The organism is Sphingobacterium multivorum (genome assembly GCF_900457465.1).
Lineage (GTDB): Bacteria > Bacteroidota > Bacteroidia > Sphingobacteriales > Sphingobacteriaceae > Sphingobacterium > Sphingobacterium multivorum.
The window spans coordinates 678,276-704,581 of the sequence record NZ_UAUU01000011.1; the positions used below are offsets into that span (position 1 = coordinate 678,276).

The window sequence follows — 26,306 nt, forward strand, 5'->3', positions numbered from 1 at the left end:
TATTTGTGGGATCAGATTCCATGATCCATTGCACATCGGTGGGATATGCTGTTGAAAATGATCCGAGATAGCGGATAAATAGGTTTTAACCTGCAAATTCTTTCAGCATATTGATTGTTGGACAGAAGAACAGGGAGCCGGTATGTGCTGTACTAAAGTCTAGTATTCTATCGTAATTTCCTTCGGGTTCACCGATAAACATTCTGTTCAGCATCAATTGTAGGGTACTGAATGTGCTGGCATAAGCGATAAAGTAGGTTCCCATTTCATTTGTTGCGATTTGCCCAAAAGGCATATTGTCGCGAACAATCTTTAAATCGTCACCGACATTGGCCAAGGCCGAATGAGAATTGGCCGGTTTTTCATCGTCGCTCATCTCAATATCGTTTGCTTTGCTTCTGCCGATGACCTTTTCCTGATCGGCGACGGGTAAAGAACGCCAGGCATTCATGTCATGAATATATTTTTGCACAAATAAATAGCTTCCACCCTTATAGGCTGCATCCTCATCACCAACGATACCAAAGAAAGCACGATCCTCACCAAGGGGATTTTCCGTTCCGTCGACGAAGCCCAAGATACTTCGGCCATCCCAATATCTGAACCCATGAACTTCCTCCTTGCAATCCGCAACGGGACTTAATAAGGCTGCTATTTCGGTCGCCATGTCAATGCAATAGCTTTTTTCATAAGCGCGAATATGGAAATGTACATCGCCGGGGGTAGCCACAGCAACATGTTTTTGACCAATGATGGGTTCGAAAGGAACCAATTCCTTTGGCATAGGTTCGTTGAGTTCAAGCTTTTTCCAGGCATGGTGACTTATGCCCAATACCACGCTTGCTTTTACAAGGTTTGAACGTACCTGCGCCGAATTGTTGAGATTGACAACCAATGCACATAAGCGTTGGAAGACATCTTTAATGACCACATTTTCGTGGAAATTCCATACCATAAACACCGTATTGTTGCTCGGTGTATCGATGACATTTTGGGCCTGATGATCCATAAGATAAGTTGTTGTGTGTTGTACAGCATTGCTAAGCTACAAATAAAATCGGTTTTAGCGATAGACTTTTTGATTACTCGAATGCGGTTTGTTGATATAGTTTGACGATTTCATCAATAACTAAATCCGGTTCATCGTAAAAGACATGATGCTCCGCATTTTCGGCTAAAATATAACGTCTATTGCTTTTTTGATCAGCAAATTTTTTAAGGGCAGCAATAAATAAACTGCGATCGGGTTCTTCAAAAGGTGATTTTCCTGAGCCAATGACAGTCATAGGGACATTGATTTTTTCAGCAACCTCATGTAAAACAGCCGTTGACGCTTCGTAGTTTAAAACGAGGTGATAGAACCCTAAGCTTTCTTTTTTTATGTGATCAAGCTCATTGGCATATTCTCTCTTCAATGATTTGGATCGCTCCATAGTCATGAAATAAGGGGAGACAATATCGATCATTACGGTGCCGACAACCTGTCAGGGATTGGTCGTTATAAATTTCATCGTATAGTTACCACCGAAGGAGTGGGCAACAAAAAAGTACCGATCACGATAGCCCATTTGCTGCAAGGCAGTTTTAAGATCCTTTACTTCATTTGTCAAGCTAATGTTAACGGTGTCTATTTCACTTTTTCCAAAGCCCGCCCGGTCATAAGTAATTAACGGTGCACCCAATTTGCTGGACAGGGGTTCCAATAGCTTTCTCCAAACGGAAGCATCATTTCCCCCTCCAGATTCAAAGACAATGGGGATACCTTTTCCCTCCATTAAAGTAAAATGAAGGTTGTGGTTGCCTACATTGATCATGGTATCCCTGAGCTGTGCTTTTACGGCCAGGCCGGGGAGTGTCAGTAGGAGGAAAACGAATAAAAGGAGATTATACTTTAGCCCGTACATCGTTCATTTTAAGTGTCATGCTTTTCGCTTCTGTTTCGATCCATTGGCTGTATTCGGCGATAGCCTGTAAGCGAAGTTCGTCCGAGATATACCCTTCCGTAACCATTTGTCGCGACTGGGCGACTTTGTTCCAGATGGCCAGATTGGTATCAAAGTTAGCTTCTCCTTTTTTGTAGATCTGATCGGCATTGATAACCTGAACCGAATGGAAACCTGCTTGCTGGAGCAGTGCAGCGACCTCATCAGCAACACGATTGTTCATCCCTGCATCTGCTCTCCATTGCAGGAAAGTGCGGTAAAATGTGCGCATGCTTTCTGGCGGAGCGGGGGTCCATTCAATGGCGGTATGATTGTAGTCTAAAATAGAGATTTGTCCGCCAGGTTTTAACCAGGATTTAAATAAGCCTAATGCTCTGGGAACATCACTTAACCATTGCATGGTGCGCGCCGTTATAATCAGGTCGAACGGATGTGGAGGCTGATAATCAAAAATATTGCTGCAGACCAGGCTTAGATTTTTGGTGTTGCCATATAGTTCATTGCCACTATCTATAAAAGGCTGTGTATTATCGAGCCCGATTATGGTTCCGTCACCGATATAAGTCGCGACCTCATTCGTGAGTGTTCCGGTACCACAGCCCACATCCAAGATTTCCATGCCAGGAGACAGTAAGGGAATAATCGTTCTATAATCGGAGGATAGTGTCCTTCTTTCAAATATCTTATTGGCCTGTTGATCTTTTCTGTCGATAAATTTCTCTTTCATTGAATTGGGTTTAGTTGATTGTAAATATAGCTTTTGCCTTCCGGTTAAAAAAACTTCTATTCGTTTAATCGTTTTTGTCGCGCTAATCTGACCAACAGTTGAGAATATTCCTTGCTTTGTTTATGATTACGATCAATCGAATACCATATTCTCCATTAAGAAGGATATAATGATCATTTTCTATTTTATAGCAACAGCGATACTTTGCGATTAATACCCTAATTAGGAAATTATTTTATGTCGGTTCGCTGTTTTTTTAATAATAGTTTTTTATATTGTTATACAACAGCAATCGTGCTGTGTAATTACACTAAGATATCCTGATATTATGCGAAAAGTATTTAAAGTTCTCCTGCTAATGTATTGTGCTGTTTTTCTTTCAGCCTGTTCTTCCAACTATCTCATGACGTTCAATGGGGAGAACGTAAAAAAAGACGAAGACAAGGGAACGTTTTCATTTAAAAATGATACGGTACAGATTGATTATTCCTTCGCCGACAGAGATGGTCGAATTTACCTTCGGATAGAAAATAAAATCGATAAACCGATCTTATGGGATCTTAAGAGTTCGGCCATGGTTATTAATGGTAAAACGCAAAGCTATTCTGCTGAACAAGCTGCTTTTAATGGAAAGATGAATGCTTCGGTTTCCGATATAAACGCCAGTAAATCCACTATATTTAACGAAACTTGGGTGAACGGTTATATCACGGGGTCGGTAAGTTTGCCTAAAGATGTCGTACTTATCCCACCGCATGCCTATGTGGATGGGCATTATTTTGATTTTAAAAACGATGTTAAATCCATTGTACGATCATCCCAAAAAGAAAAAGTGTATATGTATGATATGAGTGGCGAAAGTTTTGCGGTAAAACTAGCCCGATTTGAAGGTGCTGATTCACCTTACAGTTTACGTAGCTATTTGACTTATTCGATTTTAGAAGATGGTAAAGCTATTGTTAAAACTACGGAGCAAAAATTTTATGCAGTCCAGCTTTGGCAGACCGGTGCAGTAGCACTTAATAATATTCTAGAACTGTATAATAAGCGCGGAGACGTGCTGGCTGTTAAGGAAAAAAAAGGACAGGAGGCTATGATCGTTGGGGGTGCTTTGGCATTAACTGCAGCGGCCGCAGCAATTGACCCGAAAGCAACTGAATAGTACCCAAAGCCATCTACTACTGCTGTAGCTTATGCTCGTCTAAGCTGTGCCGGATTAAATCATGCCGGTTACAGCTTAGACAAACAATAAGTCCGAATTATTGTTTAAGATATTAGATCCTTTTATCCTCAAAGGCAAAAAAGCTGTATCACTTATTAAAAAAATCTATATATATGAAGTATCTTGCACAATTTATGTTGATCGTCTTTCTTTTTGTTGCTAACGAAGGTCGATCCTGTACACGCGTTGTTTATAAAGGACCTAATCAGACCGTTATCACAGCTAGAAGTATGGACTGGAGAGACGATATCGCGGCCAATTTATGGGTATTTCCGCGCGGCGTAGCAAGAAGCGGGGAGGTAGGGCCGCAGTCATTGCAGTGGACTTCACAATATGGTAGTGTTGTTTCCAGTGCGTGGGACATTGCTACGGTCGATGGTTTAAATGAAAAGGGATTAGTGGCCAATGTACTCTGGCTTGTCGAATCTACTTATCCTAAATTTGATCCAGCGGGACCAAAAAAAGGTATTGCAATCTCGGCTTGGGCCCAATATGTTTTGGATAATTTTGCGACCGTCAATGAAGCCGTATCTGCCTTAAAGGATGAACCATTTGTGATTGTAAGTGATTATATCCCGGGCACTACCAAATTTACGACGGTGCATTTATCGCTTTCAGATGCCACAGGCGATAACGCTATATTTGAATACATTAACGGGAAATTGGTTATTCATCACGATGCGGCTTATACCGTCATGACAAATTCTCCTGTCTTCGAAGATCAACTTGCGCTAAACAGGTATTGGCAGGGAATTCCTGGAACCATTATGCTTCCAGGAACAAACCGCGCTGCTGATCGTTTTGTGAGGGCTTCTTATTACATTAATGCGATTCCGCAGACAGATGATTTGCGGCTTTCTGTTGCGAGTGTTTTCAGCGTAATCCGAAACTGCTCGGTTCCATTTGGAATAAGTTCCGAGACGGAGCCTAATATTTCCTCTACGCGGTGGCGATCTGTAGCTGATCAGAAGAATAAAGTCTATTATTTTGAGAATGTATTGGTTCCGGGAACGTTGTGGGTGGATCTGGCTAAATTTGATTTAAAGAAAGGTGCTCCAACGATGAAGTTGGACATGAAACAAGGGATGGCAATAAATGGCATTTCAAATACGCTGTTTAAGGCTGCCCAACCCTTTAAATTTATGGGTATTTAAATTAGAACGGGCTTGTCCAATCTTTTTGGACAAGCCCTTATTTATGCGATTTTATAGCGATCCTAGTTGACTGAGGTCCCGTCTATAATCTCTTCATCCGCTTTGCTGACCAATTTAGTATCTTGTTTTACGTCGCCAAATATTTCAATCTGACCATCGATGCTACGCCCTTTCTGTACGGGGATGCGTTGGGTTTTGCCAGCAACGACAGCAATCACAAAGCTTCCTTCGCCCGAAGTAAATACCGCTGATTTTGGCACAACGAAAGTACTGTCTTGCGATGTTAAAGGTAATTCGACCTCTGCGACCATGCCGGGCAATAGCTTGTTGTCGATATTGTTAATATCAATTTCTACCCGTTCGGATCTTAATCTACTGTCCAAGGCACCCGATTTACGTGCAATCTTACCGGAGAAGGTTTGTCCAGGCAATGATTTGACGGTAAATTGCAAGGGCTGGTTTTCAGCTAGAAAACCCGAATATTGTTCCGGAACAGCAACGGCTAACCGGAGTTTACGTTGTTGTTGAATGGTCATGATGGGCATTTCCGAACCACGGCCAGCTGGACCAACATAGGCGCCTTGATTGACATTTCTTGTTGCGATGACACCGTCGAAGGGTGCTCTGATTTCCAAATAATTCAAGAGGTTTTGTACTTCTGCATAGGCTGATTTAGCGGCTTGGTACTGGGCAAAATCAGCATTCTTTTTTGACTCAGCAACCTCAAGATCGAGTCTAGCCACAGTTCCTTCCACCTTGCTGGTTTCGAAGAGTCTATCGTAAGTGCTCTTTGTAGCCATATAAACTGCTTCTTGCGATTTGAGCCGCGATTTTGCAGCAGATAGCTGTGAACTCAATTCGGGAGCTTCCAAGACAGCCAACAACTGGCCTGCATGCACTTTACTGCCGATGTCCACATTGAGGCTTTTGACATAGCTGCTGACCTTGGCGTAAATTTCGACCTGCTGGAATCCCGTGATTTCCCCAGGGATCTGCATTTTATTGGTTAATTTCTGTTTGGAAGGTACAAATGTCTCCATCGCCGGAGCTGCAGCTTCGGGACTTTCTTTTTTGACATTTTCCTCGGCTGCCGAATGGCATCCTGCTAAGGATGCGATCAGGCCGGCGATAGATAATATTTTGAACAAATTATTTTTCATATTTTATAGATTATACTGCTTTTACGATAAAGGTTTTAATGCGGCAATATAGTGTTTACTTCCTTTGTCTTCAGGATCTAATGAGATCGATTGTGTACTGCTTTTTTCTTGCGCCCAAGCAAATATGAGCGGTAAGATGACGAGTACGGCAAATGTCGAAAATAGTAATCCGCCAATGACGGCTCTACCGAGTGGTGAAACTTGTTCACCACCTTCGCCATGGCCAATGGCCATAGGGAGCATGCCTACAATCATGGCTAAACTGGTCATGATAATGGGTCTAAGCCGTAAGGATGCTGCCTCACGAGCTGCAGCCAGCGCATCTCCATGATGCCGACGGATATGTTCGGCATTGGTGATGAGTAGAACAGCGTTCGCAATGGATACACCCACCGACATGATAATCCCCATGTAGGATTGTAAGTTGAGGGTAGATCCGGTTAACAACAATAGAAGTAATGACCCCAGCACCACCGCAGGAACTGTGGTGAGTACAACCATAGAAACTTTGAACGATTGGAAATTGGCTGATAGCATCAGGAATATAACGATAATGGCAACAGCCAAACCAGATTCAAGGCTGCTCATGGTTTCTTCCAATACTTTTCCGAGGCCTATTTGCTCCATGGATAATCCACGCGGGAGTTCACCAAGGGCTTTGATACTACGTTTTACATCTTTGGAGGCTGTTTTCAAATCGGTATGATCAATATTTGCTGTAACTGATACATAGGGCATCGCGCCCAAATTGTCATTTTCTCCATAAGTGAAGGACGGTGTGATGGTTGCAACGTCGCTCAGTATTGGTCGCGCCGAATTTTTCAATAAAGGGATTTCACCGATTTCTTTCTCATCTTTCATTTTATCGATGGGAACCTGAACTTGGACATTATACGAGAGTCCTGCTTTTTCATCGATCCAGGTGTTTTTTTCGGTATAACGCGAAGATGAGGTGGACGCGATAAGCGATCGTGTCACTTCGCTGAGATCGATACCCAATTGTGCAGCTCTAATGCGATCTATTTTAATATCGTACGAAGGATATTTAATGGATTGTGCTAATTGTACATCTCTAAAGTAAGGGATGGCTTTTAGTTCCTCGATCAATTTTCCGGCGTACTTCTCGTTGTTCTTTTTGTTTTTTCCTGCTATCCGAACTTCAATAGGGGTAGGCGACCCCTGGCTTAATACTTTATCCGTAAGTTCGATCGGTTCAAAGGATACCTGTACATCGGGAACTGCTGCTTTCAGGCGTTTTCGGTATTCATCACGGAAACTGTCCATATCATGATGGTAGTCTTTCAGTGCTATTTGGAAAACAGCTTCATGTGGACCGGCCATGAAAAGATAGATCGGCGATACTGAAAACTGCCCGGGGTGCTGACCGATATAGACAGAAGATATGCTGATATGTTCTTTGCCAACCAGTTTTTCCAGTTCGGCCAGCGCCAGTTTTGCTTTTTCTTCGGTGCGTTCGATACGTGTACCTTCAGCGGCACGAAGGCGCATTTGAAACTGGCTGGAGTTGACTTTCGGAAATACATCCTGGCCTATCGTGGAAAGTAAAATGACAACAAGACTTAGCGCTCCAAGCAGATAGATCACCGTAATGGTTTTCTTTCTTTTGAACAAGCGATCGATCATTTTCATGAATCTGTTTCTGAACCGTTCAAAAATACTGATCTTTCCATCGTTGTTAAAGTCGTCACGTTCCACCAATAGTTTCTTCTGATTCAAGGTATCCTGTTCGGATTCTACGGTCAGTCCAGATGCTGCAAACTGGGCTTCATCTGCATTTAAACCCTCGGATTTGGTCGCATGTGGAGCCTTATGGGCATGATCTTTCATAAACCAGTTTGCCATGATGGGAACGAATGTCTGCGAAAGAAGAAAGGATACGATCATCGAAAATCCAATGGACAGGGCCAAGGGAAGAAATAGCGAGCCCGGAATTCCCGTCATGGTAAATGCAGGTGCAAATACGGCTAATATACAGAGCAGGATCAATAATTTTGGTAAGGCGATCTCCTTACAGGCATCCCAGATAGCCAAGGCTTTGGGTTTACCCATATCCAGATGCTGGTGTATATTCTCGATCGTTACCGTACTTTCGTCGACCAAGATACCAATAGCCAGGGCTAGTCCGCTGAGGGACATGAGGTTGATGGTCTGCCCGAAGAGTTTCAGAAAGAGCACTCCGGATATCACGGATATCGGTATGGTCAGGATAACGATCAGCGCGGCTCTTCGATCACCTAAAAATAGGAGCACCATAAGTCCGGTCAGGATAGCTCCGATGGCACCTTCGGTAATCAAACTCTTTACCGAATTGATGACATAAACGGATTGATCAAATTCATACGATAACTTGACGTCGTCGGGCAAATTCTCCTGAATTTTTGGTAAAGCTGCTTTTAAGTTCTGGACGACTTCCCATGTGGAGGCGTCGCCAGCTTTGGCAATACTGACGTATACGGAGCGCTTGCCGTTGACCAAGGCGTAGCCTGCAGTAACATCAGCTCCGTCCTTTACCGTAGCGATATCTCCAAGGTAAAGATTTTGTATACCACCTTTAAATAGCGGGATTTTTTCAAAATCTTTGACCTCTTTAATGGTATTATTGGTCGGCGTAATGTAGTTTTTATCCTGAATGCGTACGTTTCCTGCCGGGGCAGTTTGATTGTTCAGTCGTAGCGCTTCTACGACTTGGTCGGGTGTCATATTGTGGCTGCGCATTAAATCCGGATCAACGTTGACCTCAATTGTGCGTGGACTTCCCCCAAAAGGAGGTGGGGACAATAAGCCGGGGATTGATGTAAATGATGCCCTGACATAGACGTTGGCCAGATCTTGCAGTTCATTATTGGATCGTTTGCTACTGCTCAATACCAGTTGACCTACAGGAAGCGACGAGGCATCAAAGCGAATGATGAACGGCGGTTGTGAGCCTGGAGGAAAGGAGGCCTGGATCCGATTGGCCAGGGCACTTAGCTCGGCCGCAGCCTGTGCCATGTTGGTGTCTTCGTAATACGATACTTTCATTAAGGTCAGACCCTGAATATTCTTGGTCTCAATAGATTTGACCCCATTGGCAAAAAGAAGGATATTAACGTAGTTTTTAGCAAAATAAGATTCCATTTGATCCGGCGAATAGCCACCAAATGGATGGGCGATATAAATAACCGGAAGGTTCATTTTTGGCAGGATATCCACCTTGATTGATCGAACGGCACCTATGCCAAAGACAATAAGTCCCAATACGAGTACGAGGATGGATATCGGCTTGCGTAAGGCAAAACGTATTAAATTCATGTAATGTTATTTATAGTTCTTTGTTGAAAATATCAAAATCTCCCGCAGCAGCGGCTTTTAATAAAAGCGACTGCCAAAGATTGATGTGGACGATCTCACGATCGGTTTCGGCTCTATTTAGTGTGTAAAGGGTCTGTGTAACATCGACAAGCGTAGCTAGACCGTTTTTATACATCGTCATTTTTTGATTGTAAGCTTGCTGGGCTGCCGACACTTGTCGGGGAGCTTCTAAATCACTTTTTCGGGCCAATTGAATTTTAACATCAGCAGCATCCAGCTGTGCTGCCAATTGGGCTTCGGCGGTTTGGTATTCTTCTCTTAGGGCATCATTCGTAAAGCGCTGTGCACTGATTTTTTTATTTATGCGTGCAATCGAAGTCAGATTCCAGTTTATGCCCAATCCCAAGAGATAATTTTGCCTACTGGGACGAACGCCTTGCCAATAATTTGTGCTATAAGCTTGTAGATCCGTAATGTAGTCGCTCTTAAAACCTGATCCTCTTGTCTGAAAAACACCAAAGGCGCTTACAGTGGGAAAATATTCTTTGGTTGATAGTTTTAATTGTTGTTCACCCAATTCAATTTTACTTTTATAAAATTGCAGAATAGGATTACTTTCAATCAAGTTGTCTGAAAGGGGAGTTAGCTGTACTGGTGTTTTCTGGACGAGCAAGGTATCTATTTGCAGGTCTTTTGCTGGTATTCCCATCAATACTGTCAATTTGTTGTTTTGCTCCTTAACATTTTCACGGGCCTGATTGAGGCTGATTTTAGCGCGCGATACTTCCGCTGAAGCAAGTGTAGAATCTACTCCGGGCAATATTCCATTTTTTACTTTGGTGGCAGCAATATTTAAAAATACCAGTGCACGATCCAGATTCATCTGTTGATTTTTTTCCAATCGTTGACTAGCCAATAAATTGAGGTAAGCCGCAGCAATCTTGACTTTATGCTGGAACTGTTCCTGACCGAGATCGGCCTGTAGTCGTTTGGTATCAGATTTGGCCAATTCGATCCGTTCTTTTTTTCGTCCAAAGGTATAAATGTCCCAATTGACGTTGGCTAAGTAAAGCGCACCAAATGCGGCATTCCAATTTTGTTCGGGAAGAGCGGCTCCTGAAGAAGCTACCCCTAGTCCGCCGAATCCATACAGTGGACCATTTTGTCCATTGACTGTTCCAAAGTCCTGTTGCGCTACGATGTTCAGATTGGGCCAAAAGTCGCGTTTGACTTGTTCATTGGTCTGCAGGGAAGACTGGAGATAATATTCCTTTGCCTTGATATTTCCATAATTTGCAAGCCCCTGTTCTACGGCGTCGCGCAGTGTAAGCGTCTGAGCGAAGGAGGAGGATGTCGCAAGTGACACAGCCAATGACAGCACTAAATTCAATTTCAGCATAGGTTATCTATCATTTTATGGACACGAAGATAGCGATGAGCTAGCCTGTAAGGCCCCTTTTAAATGATCTATCGTGTTTAAAAGTGACCAATTTAATTCGTCATTTATTTTTCTGCTGTTATAAATTTAAAACTCTTACTTTGTAACAGAATTTTAACAAAAAAAAGGATTATGAGAAAGGTTTTGGAGAACAAGATGATACAGGAAGTCGTCCTATTGATCTTTTCGTTTATCCTCTTTACGTTGAACGACTGGATTTTGATCCTGAGTTGGAAGGGATTTTTGATGGGGGTGCTCTATTTCCTGATCCTTTATGCGCATGCGCAACTAAATCGCTTTTTTCTATTGCCATTACTGCTTAAAAAGAATAAACCCCTGTTGTATATTCTGGCTTCGGTGGCAACGCTGCTGATTTTTGCACTGATATTAAAAGAGCTGACGGATAACGTCATTTACAAGAATTGTTTTCTCTACAAGAATCTGGTTCAGAAAACATTCCATTATCAATTTGGTGTATTATTGGGCTCGTTGATCTGCATATTGGGCAGTATCCAATTTATCGAATTTTACCGCTTTCAACGGGTGAAGACCAGACGCGAACTGCTTTCCAATCAAACGCAACTGTCGCATTTAAAAAAGCAGCTCAACCCACATTTTCTATTCAACACGTTAAATACCATTTATGGTATTAATCTAAAGTATCCGGAACGTACTTCTGAATTGATCATCAAAGTGTCTCAGCTGCTTCGTTATCAAATGGAGAGCAGTGAACGGGAGTATGTGCCTATGGATGATGAAATTGATTTTATTTCAAGTTATATTGAACTGGAACGCGAGCGGTTAGGCTATCGAACGAAAATTGAATTTGACTATCAAAAAGAGGAAGATATCAATTATCAGATAGCGCCAATGTTATTGATTACTTTTGTGGAAAATGCTTTTAAACACGGAACCTGCAGTATTGAAGATTGTTTTGTACATATTTCAATCAAGATTGAAAAAGGGAACTTATATTTGCATGTCCGAAATTCTGTTCCGGTCAAGAAAAGGAATGTGTTTTCAGCAAAAATAGGTTTGGAAAATACAGTGGCTCGATTGAAGCTTTTGTATCCTAATCGGTATAAACTAACGACAAATTCCAAGAAAGAAGAGTACGAGGTGTCATTGGTTATCAATCTTTAAACAATGAATAAAAAAAGCTGTATCGTGGTTGATGATGAACCTGCCGCGCATTATGTCCTGGTCAATTATATTGAAAGAAGTACTGATCTACAGTTGGTTGCTCAATGTTATAATGCTTTTGAGGCATTGGAGTTTCTTCGGGAGAACAAAGTAGATTTAATCTTCCTGGATATTGAAATGCCCGAAATTAATGGGATGGAGTTTTTGAAGATGCTGGATAATCCACCCAAAACGATTTTGACAACAGCCTATTCCGAATACGCATTGGAGAGTTATGACTATGGCGTTGTCGATTATTTATTAAAACCTATTTCATTCCCCCGTTTTTTTAAGGCTGTTCAACGTTTTTTGTCGTATAATACGGTCCTGTCACCCCAGGAAGAAGAACCCAAATCGATTAGTATACGCATGGATGGTCGTATTATTGAGGTTAAATTATCGCAGATTGATTTTATTCAGAGCTTTGGCAATTACGTAAAAATTGTTACCCCGGGACAAACTTTTTTAACAGCAAGCACCACCCAACAAATTCTCACACAGGTGCCAGCATCAAAGTTTGTCCGTATCCACAAATCCTACATTGCTTCGATCAATAAGGTGATCAAATATGAGCATGGAATGGTACAGATCAATAATACCTCCCTTCCGGTCGGTATTACTTTCCGTCGAGAGTTACAGGAGCGGCTAGCCAATAAATAGGTCTGAGCGAATGGAGGTCTTGTTGCTATGAGCGAGTCAGGTGACTACCATTTCTCTTTTAACAGCGTTTCCAACTGCCCAATTTCTTCCTGATACATGGTTTTCTTTCTAGTTCCGAAGTAAAGGATATTTTCGACAGGCGATGTCCCTTCCCAGATTAGTTTTATTTTCCCGGATGCAATTGCTTCAGCACATAGGAAGTCAGGAACAATCGAAAAGCCTGTATTGTTGCTCAAACAGCGTATGATGGAGCTAATATTGGGAACAATATAATTGGGGCTAAAGTCTGGATGTTCGCCAAAGTGTGTTGACCAGTAGTTTTTTAAATGATCCATATCGGCAGCCGTGCTATACCATAATTGTTTTTTAAGGAGTTGAGCTGCTTCTTTAATTTTATTGGCACTCAGCAGTGCTTCCAGTGTGGATGTATCCGTCTGACACCCTGCAATCAAGACAATACGTTCTTTTGAAAAAGCTTCATACTGTAGATTCTGTTGGTTTCCTTTTTGAGGCGTAATAATAAGATCCAATAAACCATTATCAAGATCCTGTTGCATCTGCGGATATTCTCCAAATTTGATAATTAAATTGAAGGGGAGCTGGGCAATATGTTCTTCGAGGGTGTACTGAAAGGTCTCAAAACACATTCCGATACTGATCGTTATACGTTCGTCCAATGCCCGTTTGTGAAAATGCTGTTCACCGGTTTCTAGTTTTTTAAGCGGATCAATAACATAGTTATACAAGATTTTCCCCTTTTCGGTCGGCACCATTCTTCGCGCAGAGCGATCAAAAAGCTTGTGCCCCGTAAATGCTTCCAGGGAATTCAGATGTAAGCTTACCCCCGGCTGAGAAATAAATAATTCCTGTGCAGCTGCAGATAATGTTCCGGTTTCATAGATTGCCTTAAATGTACGAAGCCATTCTAAGTTCCATTTCATAGTTATTATTTTTATGATACAAATATACAATTTAAATTATTTGTATGATTCAAAAATATGATAGAAATTTGTATTATCAATAATAAAAATTATAGAGATGAAAATATTTATTATCAATGGCGGACAGAAATTCGCACACTCGGGAGGTTCTTTTAATACTACGATAACAAATTGGACCGTTGAAACATTGGCTGAAAATGGATTTGAAACAAGGGTTACCAATATCAATGATGATTTTGATCCAATGGTTGAAGTTGAAAATTTTAAATGGGCAGACATTATCGTTTACCATTTTCCTGTATGGTGGTTCCAGGTTCCGAATCGTCTGAAACTTTATATCGATGAAGTCTTTACGGCCGGCCACAACAACGGTATCTATAAGAGTGATGGTCGATCGCGTAAGAATCCGGCAATTAATTAAGGCACCGGGGTTTGATGCAAGGTAAAAAATACATGGTGACTTCGAGCTGGAATGCCCCTGAGACAGCATTTACAATGGAAAATGAGTTTTTTGATCAGCATTCAGTTTGATGCCGGTGTTTTATTCGGTTTTCATAAGATGAATCAGTTTGCAGGATTGGAACACCTGGGAAGTTTCCATTTTCATGATATGGAAAAGGGGGCATCTCAAGAACGTGTCGACAATTACGAAAAGGAATATAAACAATATTTGGAAGAGGTCTTCCATTTGGAAACTACGTTGAACTAAAAATTTATTGATCGATAAATCGCTTTATCCATGGCGTTATTGCGATGAAAAGAGTAAATTACCAAAATAAAATCAATAACATGAAGGTATATTTAACCGCAATTTTAAAAGCAGTTCCTGCACATCGGGAAGAAGTATTGGCATTATTGTTAGAAATGGTCGAGGCAAGTAGGAAAGAAGAAGTGTGTATACAGTATGATCTGCACCAGGTAAACAGTGATGAAAATCAATTTATATTTTATGAAATCTGGGAAGATCAAGCGGGCTTGGATGCGCATAATCAACAACCTTATATTGTGGCATTTGGAAAAGTGGCTGGTGAAAAATTACAGGAAACGCCTCAAATTATAGCAATGAATAAGATTGCTTAATTTACCATGTGGTCTGTCCGGACCTTATTGAGAAGATAGCAAACAACATGTGTAGTGGATGATTTGTGTGGGCCTAGGATATGAACTATAATTGAAGTATTGGTGGTGCCAAAATCATTTGTGTTGCCTAGATAGAGCGTGCTCTATTCTGATTTGGTGACGCGAATGATTTTGTTGGTACCTTGCTGAACAGCGACGTCGACTTTATTTCGTTGCGTGTAGCTCTGTTGCAGGAGATTCAATTTTTTGGTCAGCTGACCATCTTGATTATCTAGCCAGAAGGTAGCAGCCATGATACCAATTTGCACTCTGTAACTGGAATCAGTTTCCGGAACAAGCTGCTCGATAATCTGATGTTGATACCAGGTCAGTTTTTTGTTTTCTTTTTGGGAAACACAGCTGTACAGGAGAAATGCCAGAAGGGCGACATAGCCCATTTTTTGAAGTTTACTGCGTCTTAGGTCCATCAATAGTTCTTTGTGTTAATATCAAATCTACGATTTTTTATCCAACTAATGAATTACCTGTATGAATTTTTATGGCCTCATTTAAACAGTTATGCTCATTTATTGACCAGACTTCTCCTGTATGCACATTCAAGTAAATCTAAAAATTTATGAAGTTTATTGTTCATTTCGTTGTAATCATAAGCCTGAATTACGTCGGGTAATTGCACAAATTGGTGCAATTGGCTTTGGAGAAGGAGATCTTCTTCTGAAGCTATCAATAGCCGGACGACTTCAGCCGTGAGTTCCATATGGCATTGAAATCCGTAAACGAGATTTGTATAACGCACAATTTGCCTAGGGCAGCCGGCGCTACTTGCTAAGATTTCACTTTCAGGGGTAAGTCCAGGCATATCGTTGTGCCAATGTCCAACCGATAACGGGCTGCCGAAATGCGCTATTTTGGAGTCGTTTATTCCTGCCGCTGTAAGCGTGATGGGGAAAACCCCAATTTCTTTTTGTGGACTATGTTCATACTTTGCCAATAGCGCTTCGCCAATCAGTTGTGCGCCCAGGAATATACCAACAACTGCCTTGCCTGCATCAATACATCGGCGGATAAAGGCGATTTCGGCCTTAGCGTCAAAATAAGGGTATTCGGAAGGGGATGAATCTGGGCTTTGCGGTCCGCCCATAATGATCAATACATCGACGGAATCAATTTCGTCTGGCAGAAGGTCCTGTCGGTAGACCTGGGAAAAGGTGACCTCATGCTGTTGTTTTTCTGCCCAGGCTAAATAGGCTCCAGGTGCTTCAAAAACTTCGTGTTGTATAAAATGTATCCGCATTGGTTTTTATGTTATCGGTTTTCGTTCCAGTAATAACTATCTGGAGTAGGACGCTGTCCAAAAATTGCCGTTCCTACCCTGACAATCGTCGCACCTTCCGCTATCGCTATTTCTAAATCCCCGCTCATGCCCATCGACAGTTCTTTCATCGATACATCAGGAATAGCTAGGGCTATAATTTGTTGTTGAATATGTCTAAGCAATTTGAAACAGGCTCGCACCTGTTCGGCCTCGGCACTCAATAGACCTATCGTCATCAATCCTTTAATCTTTAGTGTGTTTAACGTTGCTATTTGCTGAACCAGATCGATCACTTCATCTGGAGCAGCGCCGTACTTGCTCTCTTCAAAGGAAGTATTCACCTGAATGAGCACTTCCATGGTTTTATCTTCTTTTAAAAGTCGTTGATGCAATTTTTTCGGCAAGATCTATACGATCGATTGAATGGATGCAGGATACGTTGTATTTAAGCAGATCCTTGATTTTATTGGTTTGCAGGTGGCCAATAAAATGATTAACATGCGGAATAGTATTTAAATACTCAAATTTGTCTTTTAATTCCTGTACTTTATTTTCGGCAATTAAGGTTTGACCAGTTTGCAGTGCGATTTCGATACGTTCGGCAGGTACGGTTTTAGTCGCTAGCAATAATTTTACTTCGCGTGGGTCGCGCTGGTTTGCTTTGCACGCTTTGTCGATACGCTGTTGTATAATGCGTATATTCTCTGTAATAAACTCATCCATGTTGCAGTTGTATTGTTTTTTTCATCATAATATCGATTTGCTTATCGTCGCCCAGTTGAAATATATGCTTGTCGAATGCCACAAACCCATTTTTCCGATAGAAATTGATCGCGCGGGAATTTTTTTCCCAAACACCAAGCCAGATAAATGAAACTGCTTTTTTTTGAGCTAAGGCTAGTGCTTTCTCGAACAATAGCTGCCCCACTTTTCTACCGTGAAATTCCTGTAGAACATAGATGCGTTCAATTTCCAATGCCTGTAGGCTTTGGTTTTCGGTCTGCGCTTGTCCGGTATTTATTTTTAAGTAACCGATAACATTATTTTCTAAAACGGCGAAGTAAAATTCAGACTCATCATGGCAGAGCTCGGCCAATAATTTTCTCTTGAAAAACCTTCCGTTAGATAAGTCTTCATGTTCTCTTCGGTGTTTGTGTCTGAAAAGGTCTGGATAAATGTTTCTTTTCCAATCTGCTGTAGCAGGTCAATATCTGTTAGTTTTACTTTAGTGATTGCTATTTCGGTGTTATTTTTGTTCATTTTTTTCATTACTTATTGATCCATTTTTCATTGCTGCGGCAATATTTCTTTCGAGCTCATTGTCGCTATTTTTCAGAAAATCGCGGATACGCTGTCTTTCTGTTTCACTTTTATTTTGACTTAATTTTTTTTGGCCCTGTAAATCCGTAACGACAAGTTCGAAGGTGATGATACCTCGCATCATGCCACTTTTGAAGCGATCGGAGAGATTGTTCCATTGTGTTAGATAAGCTTCGTCGTAACTGAGGATCATTTGCTCTAAAGCCTTGTTTATTGCTTTTTCCTCCGTAAGGATAGATGCAAGACCATAGGCATGAACCGCAATGTAGTCCCAGGTTGGCACGCTTTCCCTCTTTTCGTAGTGTTGTGGCGAGATATAGGCATGTGGTTCGGAGAAAATAACTAATGACGGTGTATTTTCGATATAATTGGCTTGTTCGTTTGCGCGAGCGAAGTGTGATGTTAAAAGCAGCTGATCTTTATCTGTACGGATGTGGAAGGGGAGCTGGGTTGCTATTGGAATCCCCTCTTTAACCGATACGATGGTGGCAAAACTATATTGTTGCATAAATTCAACCTTTTCTGCGTAATCTTCGAACTGGAAATGTTTGGGTACATACATGCAAATAGCTATTTCTTGATTTAATTCAAAATTACGGCCAATGGGTGCAAATGAGCTAGTCCAAATTGAATAATGTAGCTGGTCCAGTGTTCATTTATTGCGCTTGCTTAAGTATATTTACGTTAAAAGATAAGCAAAAAAAGACGCCAAAATTGGAGAAATATGAGCTAAGACGTTTAGAAATAGGAGAATGGCAGCAATACAAAAAGATAAGACTGGAGGCCTTATCTTCTGCTCCTGAGGTGTTCGGTAGCAATTATCAAAAGGAAGCGGCTTATAGTGATGCCGAGTGGATGGCCTTACTGGGCAATCCCAAGTGTGCGATATTCGGTTTGTATAACCAAGATTTATTGATTGGGCTGACCGGTGTCGTGTTGGATCGGGCGGATGAATCAAATGCGATTTTGATCGCGTCTTTCATTCAGGAAGGCCATAGAGGCCGGGGTTTATCCCGCTTGTTTTATGAAGCGCGTATAACATGGGCACGTGAACAAGGCTGCCTCCGGATTACGGTATCTCATCGGGTTGGTAACGAAGCCTCGAGAGCTGCAAATCAATCGTTTAACTTTGCGTATACACATTCAAGGGATGTCGTTTGGCCTGATGGGGTCAAAGCAGAAGAGCTGATCTATGTTTTGAATCTTTAGTTAACCTGCTTCCTGCTGTTGATCAATTACTGCGTTCAGTCCGGTCTGAACGCAGCAATTGATCTATAAAATACAACGCATGGAAACAAGCTTTAAAGTTCGTTTTCGTGCGAATTGTTGGGTGCTTTTGGATTATATTGCTGGACATGATCAACCTTGGCAAATAGGTGTGGACCATTCATTTCAATTCCTGCCGCTAAAAAATCATCGAGTATCAACTGAAAAATTTCAGATTTTGCCAGTTCAATTTCCGCGGATCTAGCGATGTAGACATTCAGTTCATATAAAACATAAAAGTCGTCTAATTTTTTTTGCAAGACGAATGGGGCAGGATTAAGGTTGACTCTTTTTATTCGCGGCGGTATGTTCAGTAGTAATTCGTGTATACGTTGCCAAGGTTCTTCATAACCGACTGTCAATTCCACCTGAAAACAGATTCCTTCCTCAGAGAATGTCGAATAATTGACGGTATTTCCCGAAAGTACCGAGGAATTGGGAATGGTAATTTCTTCATTTTTTATCGTTCGGAGCCTGGTTACCAGGGGGGATTTTTCGATAACAACGCCCGTTTTGTCGGCGATAGTGATACGGTCTCCGATACGGAAAGGACGCATATAGGTGATCACAAGCCCCGCTATGATATTGGAAATCGCGGAAGATGACCCTAAAGAGAACAGGACACCAATAAATACGGATATTCCTTTAAAGATATCTGAATTTGCGCCGGGTAAGTAAGGGAATATGAGCACCAGCGTGAAGGCTTGGAGCAGAAAGCGAACAATAGTAAAGGTTGGCATGGCAAAATCGCGATGAAAACCATTGACCTCTAATTTGCCTTTGTCAATTTCGCTAAAAATATACTTTATGAATCGAACGGCATACCGCATGACAACGAGTATGACAAATACAGTAATCAGATTGGGAATATAATCCCAAATTGCCAAAACTGCAGTCTTCAGGGGCTTTGTAAAAAGTCCAATGAGATTGGATGCCCAGCTCTGTGTAAATGGAAAAACACTGAAGACAATCGGCAGCATGATAAAGGCAATGAGTACGATCAAGCCCCAACGTAAGATATTTATGGCATTAATAAACATCCGTGTTTTTTGTACGGAGGTGACAAGGACGTAATTTTTGATCTTAATGTCTTTGATCCGCTGTGTTCTTTCTGTCAATATACGTCGCGTACCATATTTTTTCAATTTGTTTATCAATAGAATCAATATCGAAAAAACGACTAGAATGAGAAATACAAGTCCAATACGGGTAAGAAGTTTTGTAATGCTGTTATCAGCACGTTCCGTTTTGATTGAATCCTGAATTCTTTTTAGGTAGTTTGCCGCAATCTCTTCTTTGCTTTTTCCTTCAAGAAGGGCATCGAGTTCTGTGACGGAAGTTATGACGAGATCTTTATAAACGATGTCGGCACTTATTTCGCTGTTTTCGATTTTAAAGGAATCTACTTTCACAAAATCGTCTTCATATAGATTATGGATTCTGCTGACCACATTGTAAGCGCGGTCTTTGGCTAATGATGATCCAAGTTTATTATAGATATAGAATAGCGTATCCTGAAATGGCGCGACCGCATATCTTTTTGTGTTTTTTTTGATGGAGTCTACTTTAACTTTCAGCTGCTGCTTCCGAAGGTTATTTTCTTCGTCAAACTCATTCAGCTGCTGTTTTAAATTTTCTTTTTTGGGGCTATTTTGACTTTTAAGATCGGCAATTTCATGCTGAAGCTTTACCCGTTCAAGAGAATCATTAATTTGCTGTTGTCTAATTCCGTTCAGTAGGGAACTTAGATCCAATTCTTTTTTATTGACCGAATCTGTTTCTTGTGCATAAAGCGGTGCGCTCGTTGAAAATAGACAAGATATAGTCATTAAGAAATAAACGTAAATACTTCTCATCGTGTTATTGGTAAAATTGAATGCCGATGTTTACTAGGTTATTTTGCGCATAACGATCGGACAGGTTCTCAAAGATAATAATTATCTCGATTAGACGGCAGATCGTCAAATATGATATAAATTGAAGGTAAAATGATACGATGCGACAGCTGAATTTAACTTATTCCGACTTTCTTTGTTAAAACGATTGAGCATATGCTCAATACGAAAAACTGTATAGCTAATTTTATCTAAAAAATATGATTAAACCTTTTCAAAAATCTATTTATGCAATGAACAAACTTGGGAAGATAGGTCTCTGTGTTATTGTAGCCTGTGTTTCCACTGTTTTAGATGGACAAGCCCAAGAACGCAAAGCTCCGGCTTATCCATTGATTACACACAACCCCAATTTTAGTATATGGTCAATGACAGATCAGCTTCATGCATCGACAACAAAGCACTGGACAGACGCTGATCATTCGCTGTTGGGCTTAATTGATGTTGATGGTCATATTTATCGTTTTCTTGGCAAAGAGGAACCGAGTTATGCGGTTATTCTACCGACTGCCGAAGATAAATCTTATACGGTACAGTATACAGAATCAAAACCTCAAGGTGGCTGGGAATCTTCCGCTTATAATACGGATACGTGGAAATCGGGACTTGCACCCATGGGTGATGACGAGAAGCAGGTAAAAACCCTTTGGAAATCGGACGATATCTGGGTGAGACGCGAGTTTTCCGTAGCGGATCCGAAGGGTATTAATGAGTTGTTTTTAAAACTCAATCATGATGATAATATAGACGTATTTTTGAATGGGAAGAAGGTTTACGAAAAAGTAGGTTGGACCAACAACTTTCAGTATATACCCATTGACAAGGCGAATTTGAAGGCTGGGCAAAATAATATTGCCATCCATTTGAAGAATAGTGCTGGCGGTCGTTATCTCGATTTTGGTTTGGTTGACAGGCTTAAAGAGCGTGGGGCACGGATTGAAGAAGCCGTGCAAAACGATGTAGAAATAACAGCGACGCGTACGGTTTATAACTTTCAGGCAGGTAAGGTTGATCTAAAATTAACCTTTACGTCGCCTTTGCTTATGGATGATCTGAATTTATTTGCTCGACCGGTAAGCTATATCACGTATAACGTCAAAGCAAACGATGGCAAGCAGCATGCGGTTAAAGTTTTTCTAAGTGCATCCACAAATATTGCGGTGTATAAACCTTCACAGGAGGTGATCGCCGAAAAATATGAGACGGCAAAATTGTCTGTACTAAAGACGGGAACGGTCGAACAGCCTATTCTGCAGAAAGGGGCCGATGATATGCGGATAGACTGGGGGTATTTTTATGTTGCTGCGCCGAAGCGGGATAAAACGCAACAGTTTATTAGTCCGAGAGGCGGAGCCGTAGACGCCTTTAGAAAGGGAACAACGACATCGGTAAGAACTGTTAAGGGGACATCACTTGCGCTGAACACGGTCATTCCATTTGGCAATGTGGGGGCGAAAGCGGAGGAACGTTTTGTAGAGGTTGGGTACGATGAAATTTATGCGATTCAGTATTTCAAAAATAATTTGAGACCATGGTGGAACAACTCCGGTAAAGAAACGATGGAAAATCAGCTGACTTTGGCTGCAGATGAGTATCGTAAGGTACTCGATAAGTGCGTGGCATTCGACAAAACAGTGTATGCAGATGCGCTAAAATCGGGTGGAAAAGAGTATGCACACCTTAGCGTTCTCGCTTATCGTCAAAGTATTGCAGCACATACCTTGGTGAAAAGTCCACAAAACGAACTATTATGGCTTTCCAAAGAAAATAATAGTGGCGGATTCATCAATACGGTCGATGTCACTTATCCTTCAGCGCCATTGTATCTGATCTATAATCCGGAGTTGTTGAAAGGGATGTTAAGTGGAATATTTTATTTTAGTGAGAGCGGTAAATATCCCTATCCTTGGGCAGCGCACGATTTGGGTACGTATCCATTGGCCAATGGTCAAACCTATGGTGAACCTATGCCTGTGGAGGAATCGGGCAATATGATTATTTTAACTGCTGCAATCGCAAAAGTGCAAGGGAATGCTGACTATGCCAGGAAGCATTGGAAAACATTGACAACATGGGTAGATTATCTCGTTAAAGATGGTTTTGACCCTAAAACGCAGCTCTGTACAGATGATTTTGCCGGTCACCTTGCACGAAATGCCAATTTATCTGTTAAGGCTATCGTTGGTATTGCTTGTTATGCGCAGCTTGCGGAGGCCATTGGTGAAACTGCAATAGCAAAAAAATACCGTGCAATTGCCGAGGAAATGGTTCCGAAATGGATGGAAATGGCAGATGCCGGTGATCATTATGCACTGACATTTGATGATAAAAATACCTGGAGTCAAAAATATAATTTGATCTGGGACAAAGTGTTGGGATTGAATCTGTTTCCACAAAAAGTGTATGATACAGAAATTAAGTATTATCTGACCAAGCAAAATAGATTCGGCATACCATTGGATAGCCGTAAAGCATACACAAAAAATGACTGGATTCTTTGGACGGCATCATTTGCTCCATCAAGAGAAGCATTTGAAGCTTTGATAAAACCAGTCTATAATCATGCGATTCAAACGGAATCCCGTGTCCCATTAAATGATTTTTATGATTCGACTACGGGGATCCGCGAAAACTTCAAGGCGCGTAGTGTTGTTGGAGGTTTTTACATGAAACTTTTAGCGGATATCATGAAACAGAAATAAATGAGGAAAATGAGTAGGAGACGGGAGTCCACAATGAAATATTTAGTTTGTGTTTAGTTAATTAGACGGCGGGCAATTAAAGAATTGCTCGCCGTTTGTTTATAGGGTTATGCGTTTCAATATCTCGTATTTTATGGTATCGAAATTTGGCTCAATATGGTTCTTTTTTCTGATTTCTGTTGAAATACGTGTTGTCTTGCAAGTTCTGTATTGTTTTTCTGAAATTTTCACTGCAGTAGAACCTAGAAAGGACGTTAAATATTCCTTTGTTTGCCATTAATATGTCACTGGTATATGCAGGATGACTGTGGTACCAGCGGTTGGGTTTTTGGTGATCTGTACACTTGCTTTCTTGCCCAACAGCTGCATGCGTTCACGACTGATGGTCCCAGAGAGTGAACGATGGGTAATTACAGGAATGTCGGGATTGACTTTACCACTATCTTTAATCGTCACCTGTAGGATATCTTCAGATAACGTAAACTGGATGTCGATACTGCCATCGCCCGTTTCGAGGTTTATGCCATGCAGAATCGCATTTTCAACATAGGGTTGTATGAGCATTGGTGGTAGCATGACCGCACTTAAATCTTGATCTTCAGGTTGTGTGATATGGTAATGAAAAGCATCTTCAAAACGCATTTGCTGCAAGATCAAATAGTTTTCTAAGGTTTCCAGTTCCTCATTTAATGGAACAAGGTTTTCACGGCTTAATTCGAGATTGCTGCGTAGTAGTCGACTGAAACGATTTAAATATTTGATAGCATTTTCCTTCTTATCCAGGCGCATGAAACTCTGTACAGCGGAAAGGGTATTGAAAATAAAGTGCGGTTCCATCTGTGTGCGCAACAACTGCTGCTGCAACAAGACCTTTTCTTTCTCTTGTATGGAACGGCGCTGGCGAAAACTGTAATATAGGAAGAAAAGTATGATGATCAATAAAATAACCGCTAGCGAGGATATGATCAGCCCTAAACGATTTTGTTGTAGCTGGAGTTTATTGATCTTGATATTTTCGTTCAGTATTCGAATAGATTGATCCTTCGCCTGGAGTTGATATAGGGCATTCATTTCTGCGATCGCTTGTGTATTCTCCGATTGGTAAATACCCCTTTGTAATTGCACAAGATGATTCAATACGTCTATTGCGGCTTTATTTTTTCCTTGCAATCGATAGACGGCTGCTAGACTGTTTTGAAATGTAATTTCGTTGTTGGGAAAGATTAATTTTGGAAACTGCGCTTTAAGTTTGCTGGCTTTTTGGATGAATTTTTCTCCCAAGGCCGGCTTATTTAATGAAACATAGATTGCGGCAACATTACTGTAGTCTACGAATAAATTGTTCATCAATATAGAGGACGCTGTTTGTTGGTGCAAACGTTCATCTATCGCTATTTTTAGCAACTCATAATGTAAAATGGAGTCCGGTTTTTTAGCCGTTTCATAGTATTGGATCTTCGAATCATATAGAAAACTAATGTTGTATTTGTCTGGATTTTTAGCATGTAATTCTTCGAGTTGATGAAGAAAGGGGGCAATATCTTTTGCTGGCCGCTGTAAAGTATTCAGCGTCTGGATCATTTGTACCAATACGCGTTGTCGGTTAATGTGTCCTTCAGGCAGCGAATCAATTAGGGGGAGTACCGAACGATTCATTTTTTCTGCAAGGTTATACTGAAAGGAGCTCAAGTTGTTTTGGGCAGCGGACAGTAATATCGCTGATTTCGCTTCGGTTGACAATCCTGATGCGGTATCCGACAAAACAATCGTGGCGGCTTTGTTGTAATAATAGCCCGCTTCGCGTTGTTTTGCTTCTATGCTGCGGATATTTCCTATGCCATTGTAAATAAGAGCTTTGTATTTAGCGTTTCCGTTGGTGGGTTCAATGAGTTCGAGCGCCTGTTGAACAAAAAAAAGAGCCGAATCCTGGCCACTCATAGCATAGAGTCGTGCTAGATAATATTTTACACGGGCAGCGAGTACCGTGTCTTTTTTTACGGTGGCATGCTGGTCTAACTTTAACCAGGCAAGCTTGATGGAATCCCCATTTGCTGCATTTAATCTTTGGTCCTCCAGCGTTTTAATCTCTGCGGCAATAGCATCATGATCGGGCGACAGTGCGTCATTCTTTCGAGCGCAAGCGATCGAAAACAAAGACAGTAGCAGCCAAGGGAAAATGCGGTTCAATAGGCTCATTTTTCAGGGAACAGCTGATTTAAGATCGAGTTTTTTCTGCGTGATGAAATCGGAATTTCCTCTTTGTTCTTTAAGACAATATACTCGGAACGATTGACACCAGAAATATGTGACCTATTAACAAGATAAGATTGATGGGTGCGTAAGAAATAGGGCGGTGGCAATAATTCTTCATAATATTTGAGGGGTTTAGAAATTAACTCCTTTGTACCATCATTTAAAAACAAAAAAGTATAGGGACCGTCTCCTTTGCAGTACACGATGTTGTGAACGGGGACAATACGTACATGGTGTATGGAAGACAAGGCGATGCTTTCGGGAAGTTCGCTGGCGTGTAAAGCTTCCTGCGCCATTGATAAACGCTGCATCCATTGGGGATTGTTTTCGCTTTTACGCCGGTAACGTTCTAATGCCTCGTTTAATTCGGTTTGATCGACCGGTTTCAAAAGATAATCCAAAGCACCATATTTGATGGCTTTGATTGCAAAATGATTGTAGGCCGTAATGAAAATAATATTCTGTGGAATAGCGATTAGCTTTTTTAGGATGTCAAATGCTGTACCATCACGGAGTTGAATATCCATGAGTATAACGTCTGGTTGTTTCTCTTCAATCAATTTTACAGCATTTGTCACCGTATCACTCCAGCCAACAAGTTCAACATCAGTTTCCTGTTGGATTAAATAGCTGATTTCTTTGCGTACCGCGGGTTCATCCTCGATAATGGCTACTCTGATCATTTATCAATACTTTATACCCTATAAAAATAATAATTGTAAGTAAGGAAACTGAA

27 protein-coding genes are annotated in these 26,306 nt (G+C 41.2%); 9 read left to right on the forward strand and 18 right to left on the reverse strand.

Annotated features, from left to right (window positions below):
* Positions 1-85: 85 nt before the first annotated feature.
* The 4 genes from DTA23_RS20030 to DTA23_RS20045 all read right to left on the reverse strand — a co-directional run bounded on the left by DTA23_RS20030 (position 86) and on the right by DTA23_RS20045 (position 2,670).
* Positions 86-1,009 (reverse strand): Dyp-type peroxidase, encoded by a 924-nt coding sequence (locus DTA23_RS20030; RefSeq protein WP_112375818.1) that lies wholly within the window; start codon positions 1,007-1,009, stop codon positions 86-88.
* Positions 1,010-1,082: 73 nt separating this feature from the next.
* Positions 1,083-1,415 (reverse strand): alpha/beta fold hydrolase family protein, encoded by a 333-nt coding sequence (locus tag DTA23_RS20035; RefSeq protein WP_146753143.1) that lies wholly within the window; start codon positions 1,413-1,415, stop codon positions 1,083-1,085.
* A gap of 69 nt (positions 1,416-1,484) precedes the next feature.
* Positions 1,485-1,904: an alpha/beta fold hydrolase gene (locus DTA23_RS20040; protein WP_112375820.1), complete on the reverse strand. Its 420-nt coding sequence runs from the start codon at positions 1,902-1,904 to the stop codon at positions 1,485-1,487.
* The gene (locus DTA23_RS20045; RefSeq protein ID WP_112375821.1) at positions 1,885-2,670 is read right to left on the reverse strand and encodes a class I SAM-dependent methyltransferase; all 786 of its coding nucleotides are present in this window, start codon (positions 2,668-2,670) and stop codon (positions 1,885-1,887) included. Before DTA23_RS20045 ends, DTA23_RS20040 begins: the two co-directional genes overlap by 20 nt.
* A 328-nt stretch (positions 2,671-2,998) precedes the next feature.
* Between DTA23_RS20045 and DTA23_RS20050 the strand changes: the two genes are divergently transcribed.
* Positions 2,999-3,832 carry a YgdI/YgdR family lipoprotein gene (locus tag DTA23_RS20050; RefSeq protein WP_146753145.1) on the forward strand — a complete coding sequence of 278 codons (834 nt, stop codon included), beginning with the start codon at positions 2,999-3,001 and terminating at the stop codon, positions 3,830-3,832.
* Positions 3,833-4,005: 173 nt separating this feature from the next.
* Positions 4,006-5,046, forward strand: coding sequence for a linear amide C-N hydrolase (locus tag DTA23_RS20055; protein ID WP_112375823.1), 1,041 nt, complete (start codon positions 4,006-4,008; stop codon positions 5,044-5,046).
* Between the two features lie 62 nt (positions 5,047-5,108).
* Here DTA23_RS20055 and DTA23_RS20060 read toward each other — a convergent pair whose 3' ends face one another.
* From DTA23_RS20060 to DTA23_RS20070, 3 genes are read right to left on the reverse strand one after another with little or no spacing between them, the layout of a single operon-like run.
* Complete coding sequence (locus DTA23_RS20060; protein WP_112375824.1) at positions 5,109-6,206, reverse strand: efflux RND transporter periplasmic adaptor subunit; 1,098 nt, start codon at positions 6,204-6,206, stop codon at positions 5,109-5,111.
* A 21-nt stretch (positions 6,207-6,227) separates the two neighbouring features.
* Entirely contained in the window at positions 6,228-9,518 is a 3,291-nt protein-coding gene (locus DTA23_RS20065; RefSeq protein WP_112375825.1) for an efflux RND transporter permease subunit, read from the reverse strand.
* Positions 9,519-9,528: 10 nt separating this feature from the next.
* Positions 9,529-10,917, reverse strand: a complete 1,389-nt coding sequence (locus DTA23_RS20070) for a TolC family protein (protein ID WP_112375826.1) — start codon at positions 10,915-10,917, stop codon at positions 9,529-9,531.
* Between the two features lie 171 nt (positions 10,918-11,088).
* Between DTA23_RS20070 and DTA23_RS20075 the strand changes: the two genes are divergently transcribed.
* On the forward strand, positions 11,089-12,099 hold the full coding sequence (locus DTA23_RS20075) for a sensor histidine kinase (protein WP_112375827.1): 1,011 nt from the start codon (positions 11,089-11,091) through the stop codon (positions 12,097-12,099).
* Positions 12,100-12,102: 3 nt separating this feature from the next.
* Positions 12,103-12,798, forward strand: a complete 696-nt coding sequence (locus DTA23_RS20080) for a LytR/AlgR family response regulator transcription factor (protein WP_046675045.1) — start codon at positions 12,103-12,105, stop codon at positions 12,796-12,798.
* 44 nt (positions 12,799-12,842) lie between these two features.
* Here the strand turns inward: DTA23_RS20080 and DTA23_RS20085 are convergent, their stop codons facing one another.
* Positions 12,843-13,739 (reverse strand): LysR family transcriptional regulator, encoded by an 897-nt coding sequence (locus DTA23_RS20085; RefSeq protein WP_046675049.1) that lies wholly within the window; start codon positions 13,737-13,739, stop codon positions 12,843-12,845.
* 97 nt (positions 13,740-13,836) lie between these two features.
* Between DTA23_RS20085 and DTA23_RS29530 the strand changes: the two genes are divergently transcribed.
* The 3 genes from DTA23_RS29530 to DTA23_RS20095 all read left to right on the forward strand — a co-directional run bounded on the left by DTA23_RS29530 (position 13,837) and on the right by DTA23_RS20095 (position 14,819).
* The gene (locus tag DTA23_RS29530) at positions 13,837-14,160 is read left to right on the forward strand and encodes an NAD(P)H-dependent oxidoreductase (protein ID WP_256604426.1); all 324 of its coding nucleotides are present in this window, start codon (positions 13,837-13,839) and stop codon (positions 14,158-14,160) included.
* Positions 14,161-14,241: 81 nt separating this feature from the next.
* Positions 14,242-14,448: a hypothetical protein gene (locus tag DTA23_RS29535; protein ID WP_256604428.1), complete on the forward strand. Its 207-nt coding sequence runs from the start codon at positions 14,242-14,244 to the stop codon at positions 14,446-14,448.
* An 80-nt stretch (positions 14,449-14,528) separates the two neighbouring features.
* Positions 14,529-14,819 (forward strand): putative quinol monooxygenase, encoded by a 291-nt coding sequence (locus DTA23_RS20095; protein ID WP_112376533.1) that lies wholly within the window; start codon positions 14,529-14,531, stop codon positions 14,817-14,819.
* Positions 14,820-14,962: 143 nt separating this feature from the next.
* Here DTA23_RS20095 and DTA23_RS20100 read toward each other — a convergent pair whose 3' ends face one another.
* The 7 genes from DTA23_RS20100 to DTA23_RS20120 form a co-directional block, all read right to left on the reverse strand.
* Entirely contained in the window at positions 14,963-15,289 is a 327-nt protein-coding gene (locus DTA23_RS20100; protein ID WP_218565425.1) for a hypothetical protein, read from the reverse strand.
* 92 nt (positions 15,290-15,381) lie between these two features.
* A complete protein-coding gene (locus tag DTA23_RS20105; RefSeq protein WP_112375829.1) occupies positions 15,382-16,113 on the reverse strand; it encodes a glutamine amidotransferase-related protein in 732 nt (243 codons plus the stop codon).
* An 11-nt stretch (positions 16,114-16,124) separates the two neighbouring features.
* Complete coding sequence (locus DTA23_RS29540) at positions 16,125-16,493, reverse strand: alanine racemase (RefSeq protein ID WP_256604431.1); 369 nt, start codon at positions 16,491-16,493, stop codon at positions 16,125-16,127.
* Between the two features lie 4 nt (positions 16,494-16,497).
* A complete protein-coding gene (locus DTA23_RS29545; RefSeq protein WP_256604439.1) occupies positions 16,498-16,857 on the reverse strand; it encodes a type III PLP-dependent enzyme domain-containing protein in 360 nt (119 codons plus the stop codon).
* Positions 16,850-17,230: a GNAT family N-acetyltransferase gene (locus DTA23_RS20115; RefSeq protein ID WP_256604441.1), complete on the reverse strand. Its 381-nt coding sequence runs from the start codon at positions 17,228-17,230 to the stop codon at positions 16,850-16,852. The genes DTA23_RS29545 and DTA23_RS20115 overlap by 8 nt, the downstream gene beginning before the upstream one ends.
* Positions 17,182-17,394 carry a hypothetical protein gene (locus DTA23_RS29550; RefSeq protein WP_256604443.1) on the reverse strand — a complete coding sequence of 71 codons (213 nt, stop codon included), beginning with the start codon at positions 17,392-17,394 and terminating at the stop codon, positions 17,182-17,184. Before DTA23_RS29550 ends, DTA23_RS20115 begins: the two co-directional genes overlap by 49 nt.
* A complete protein-coding gene (locus tag DTA23_RS20120) occupies positions 17,381-18,016 on the reverse strand; it encodes an FMN-binding negative transcriptional regulator (protein WP_112375830.1) in 636 nt (211 codons plus the stop codon). The genes DTA23_RS29550 and DTA23_RS20120 overlap by 14 nt, the downstream gene beginning before the upstream one ends.
* A gap of 152 nt (positions 18,017-18,168) precedes the next feature.
* On the opposite strand from DTA23_RS20120, the gene DTA23_RS20125 reads away from it, so the two are divergent.
* The gene (locus DTA23_RS20125) at positions 18,169-18,663 is read left to right on the forward strand and encodes a GNAT family N-acetyltransferase (RefSeq protein WP_146753146.1); all 495 of its coding nucleotides are present in this window, start codon (positions 18,169-18,171) and stop codon (positions 18,661-18,663) included.
* Between the two features lie 92 nt (positions 18,664-18,755).
* Here DTA23_RS20125 and DTA23_RS20130 read toward each other — a convergent pair whose 3' ends face one another.
* Positions 18,756-20,576: a mechanosensitive ion channel family protein gene (locus DTA23_RS20130; RefSeq protein ID WP_112375832.1), complete on the reverse strand. Its 1,821-nt coding sequence runs from the start codon at positions 20,574-20,576 to the stop codon at positions 18,756-18,758.
* Positions 20,577-20,848: 272 nt separating this feature from the next.
* Between DTA23_RS20130 and DTA23_RS20135 the strand changes: the two genes are divergently transcribed.
* Positions 20,849-23,317 (forward strand): glutaminase family protein, encoded by a 2,469-nt coding sequence (locus DTA23_RS20135; protein WP_112376534.1) that lies wholly within the window; start codon positions 20,849-20,851, stop codon positions 23,315-23,317.
* Positions 23,318-23,593: 276 nt separating this feature from the next.
* Here the strand turns inward: DTA23_RS20135 and DTA23_RS20140 are convergent, their stop codons facing one another.
* Together DTA23_RS20140 and DTA23_RS20145 are read right to left on the reverse strand one after the other, a co-directional pair.
* Positions 23,594-25,513, reverse strand: coding sequence for a sensor histidine kinase (locus DTA23_RS20140; RefSeq protein ID WP_112375833.1), 1,920 nt, complete (start codon positions 25,511-25,513; stop codon positions 23,594-23,596).
* Entirely contained in the window at positions 25,510-26,253 is a 744-nt protein-coding gene (locus DTA23_RS20145) for a LytR/AlgR family response regulator transcription factor (protein ID WP_112375834.1), read from the reverse strand. Before DTA23_RS20145 ends, DTA23_RS20140 begins: the two co-directional genes overlap by 4 nt.
* Between the last annotated feature and the right edge of the window lie 53 nt (positions 26,254-26,306).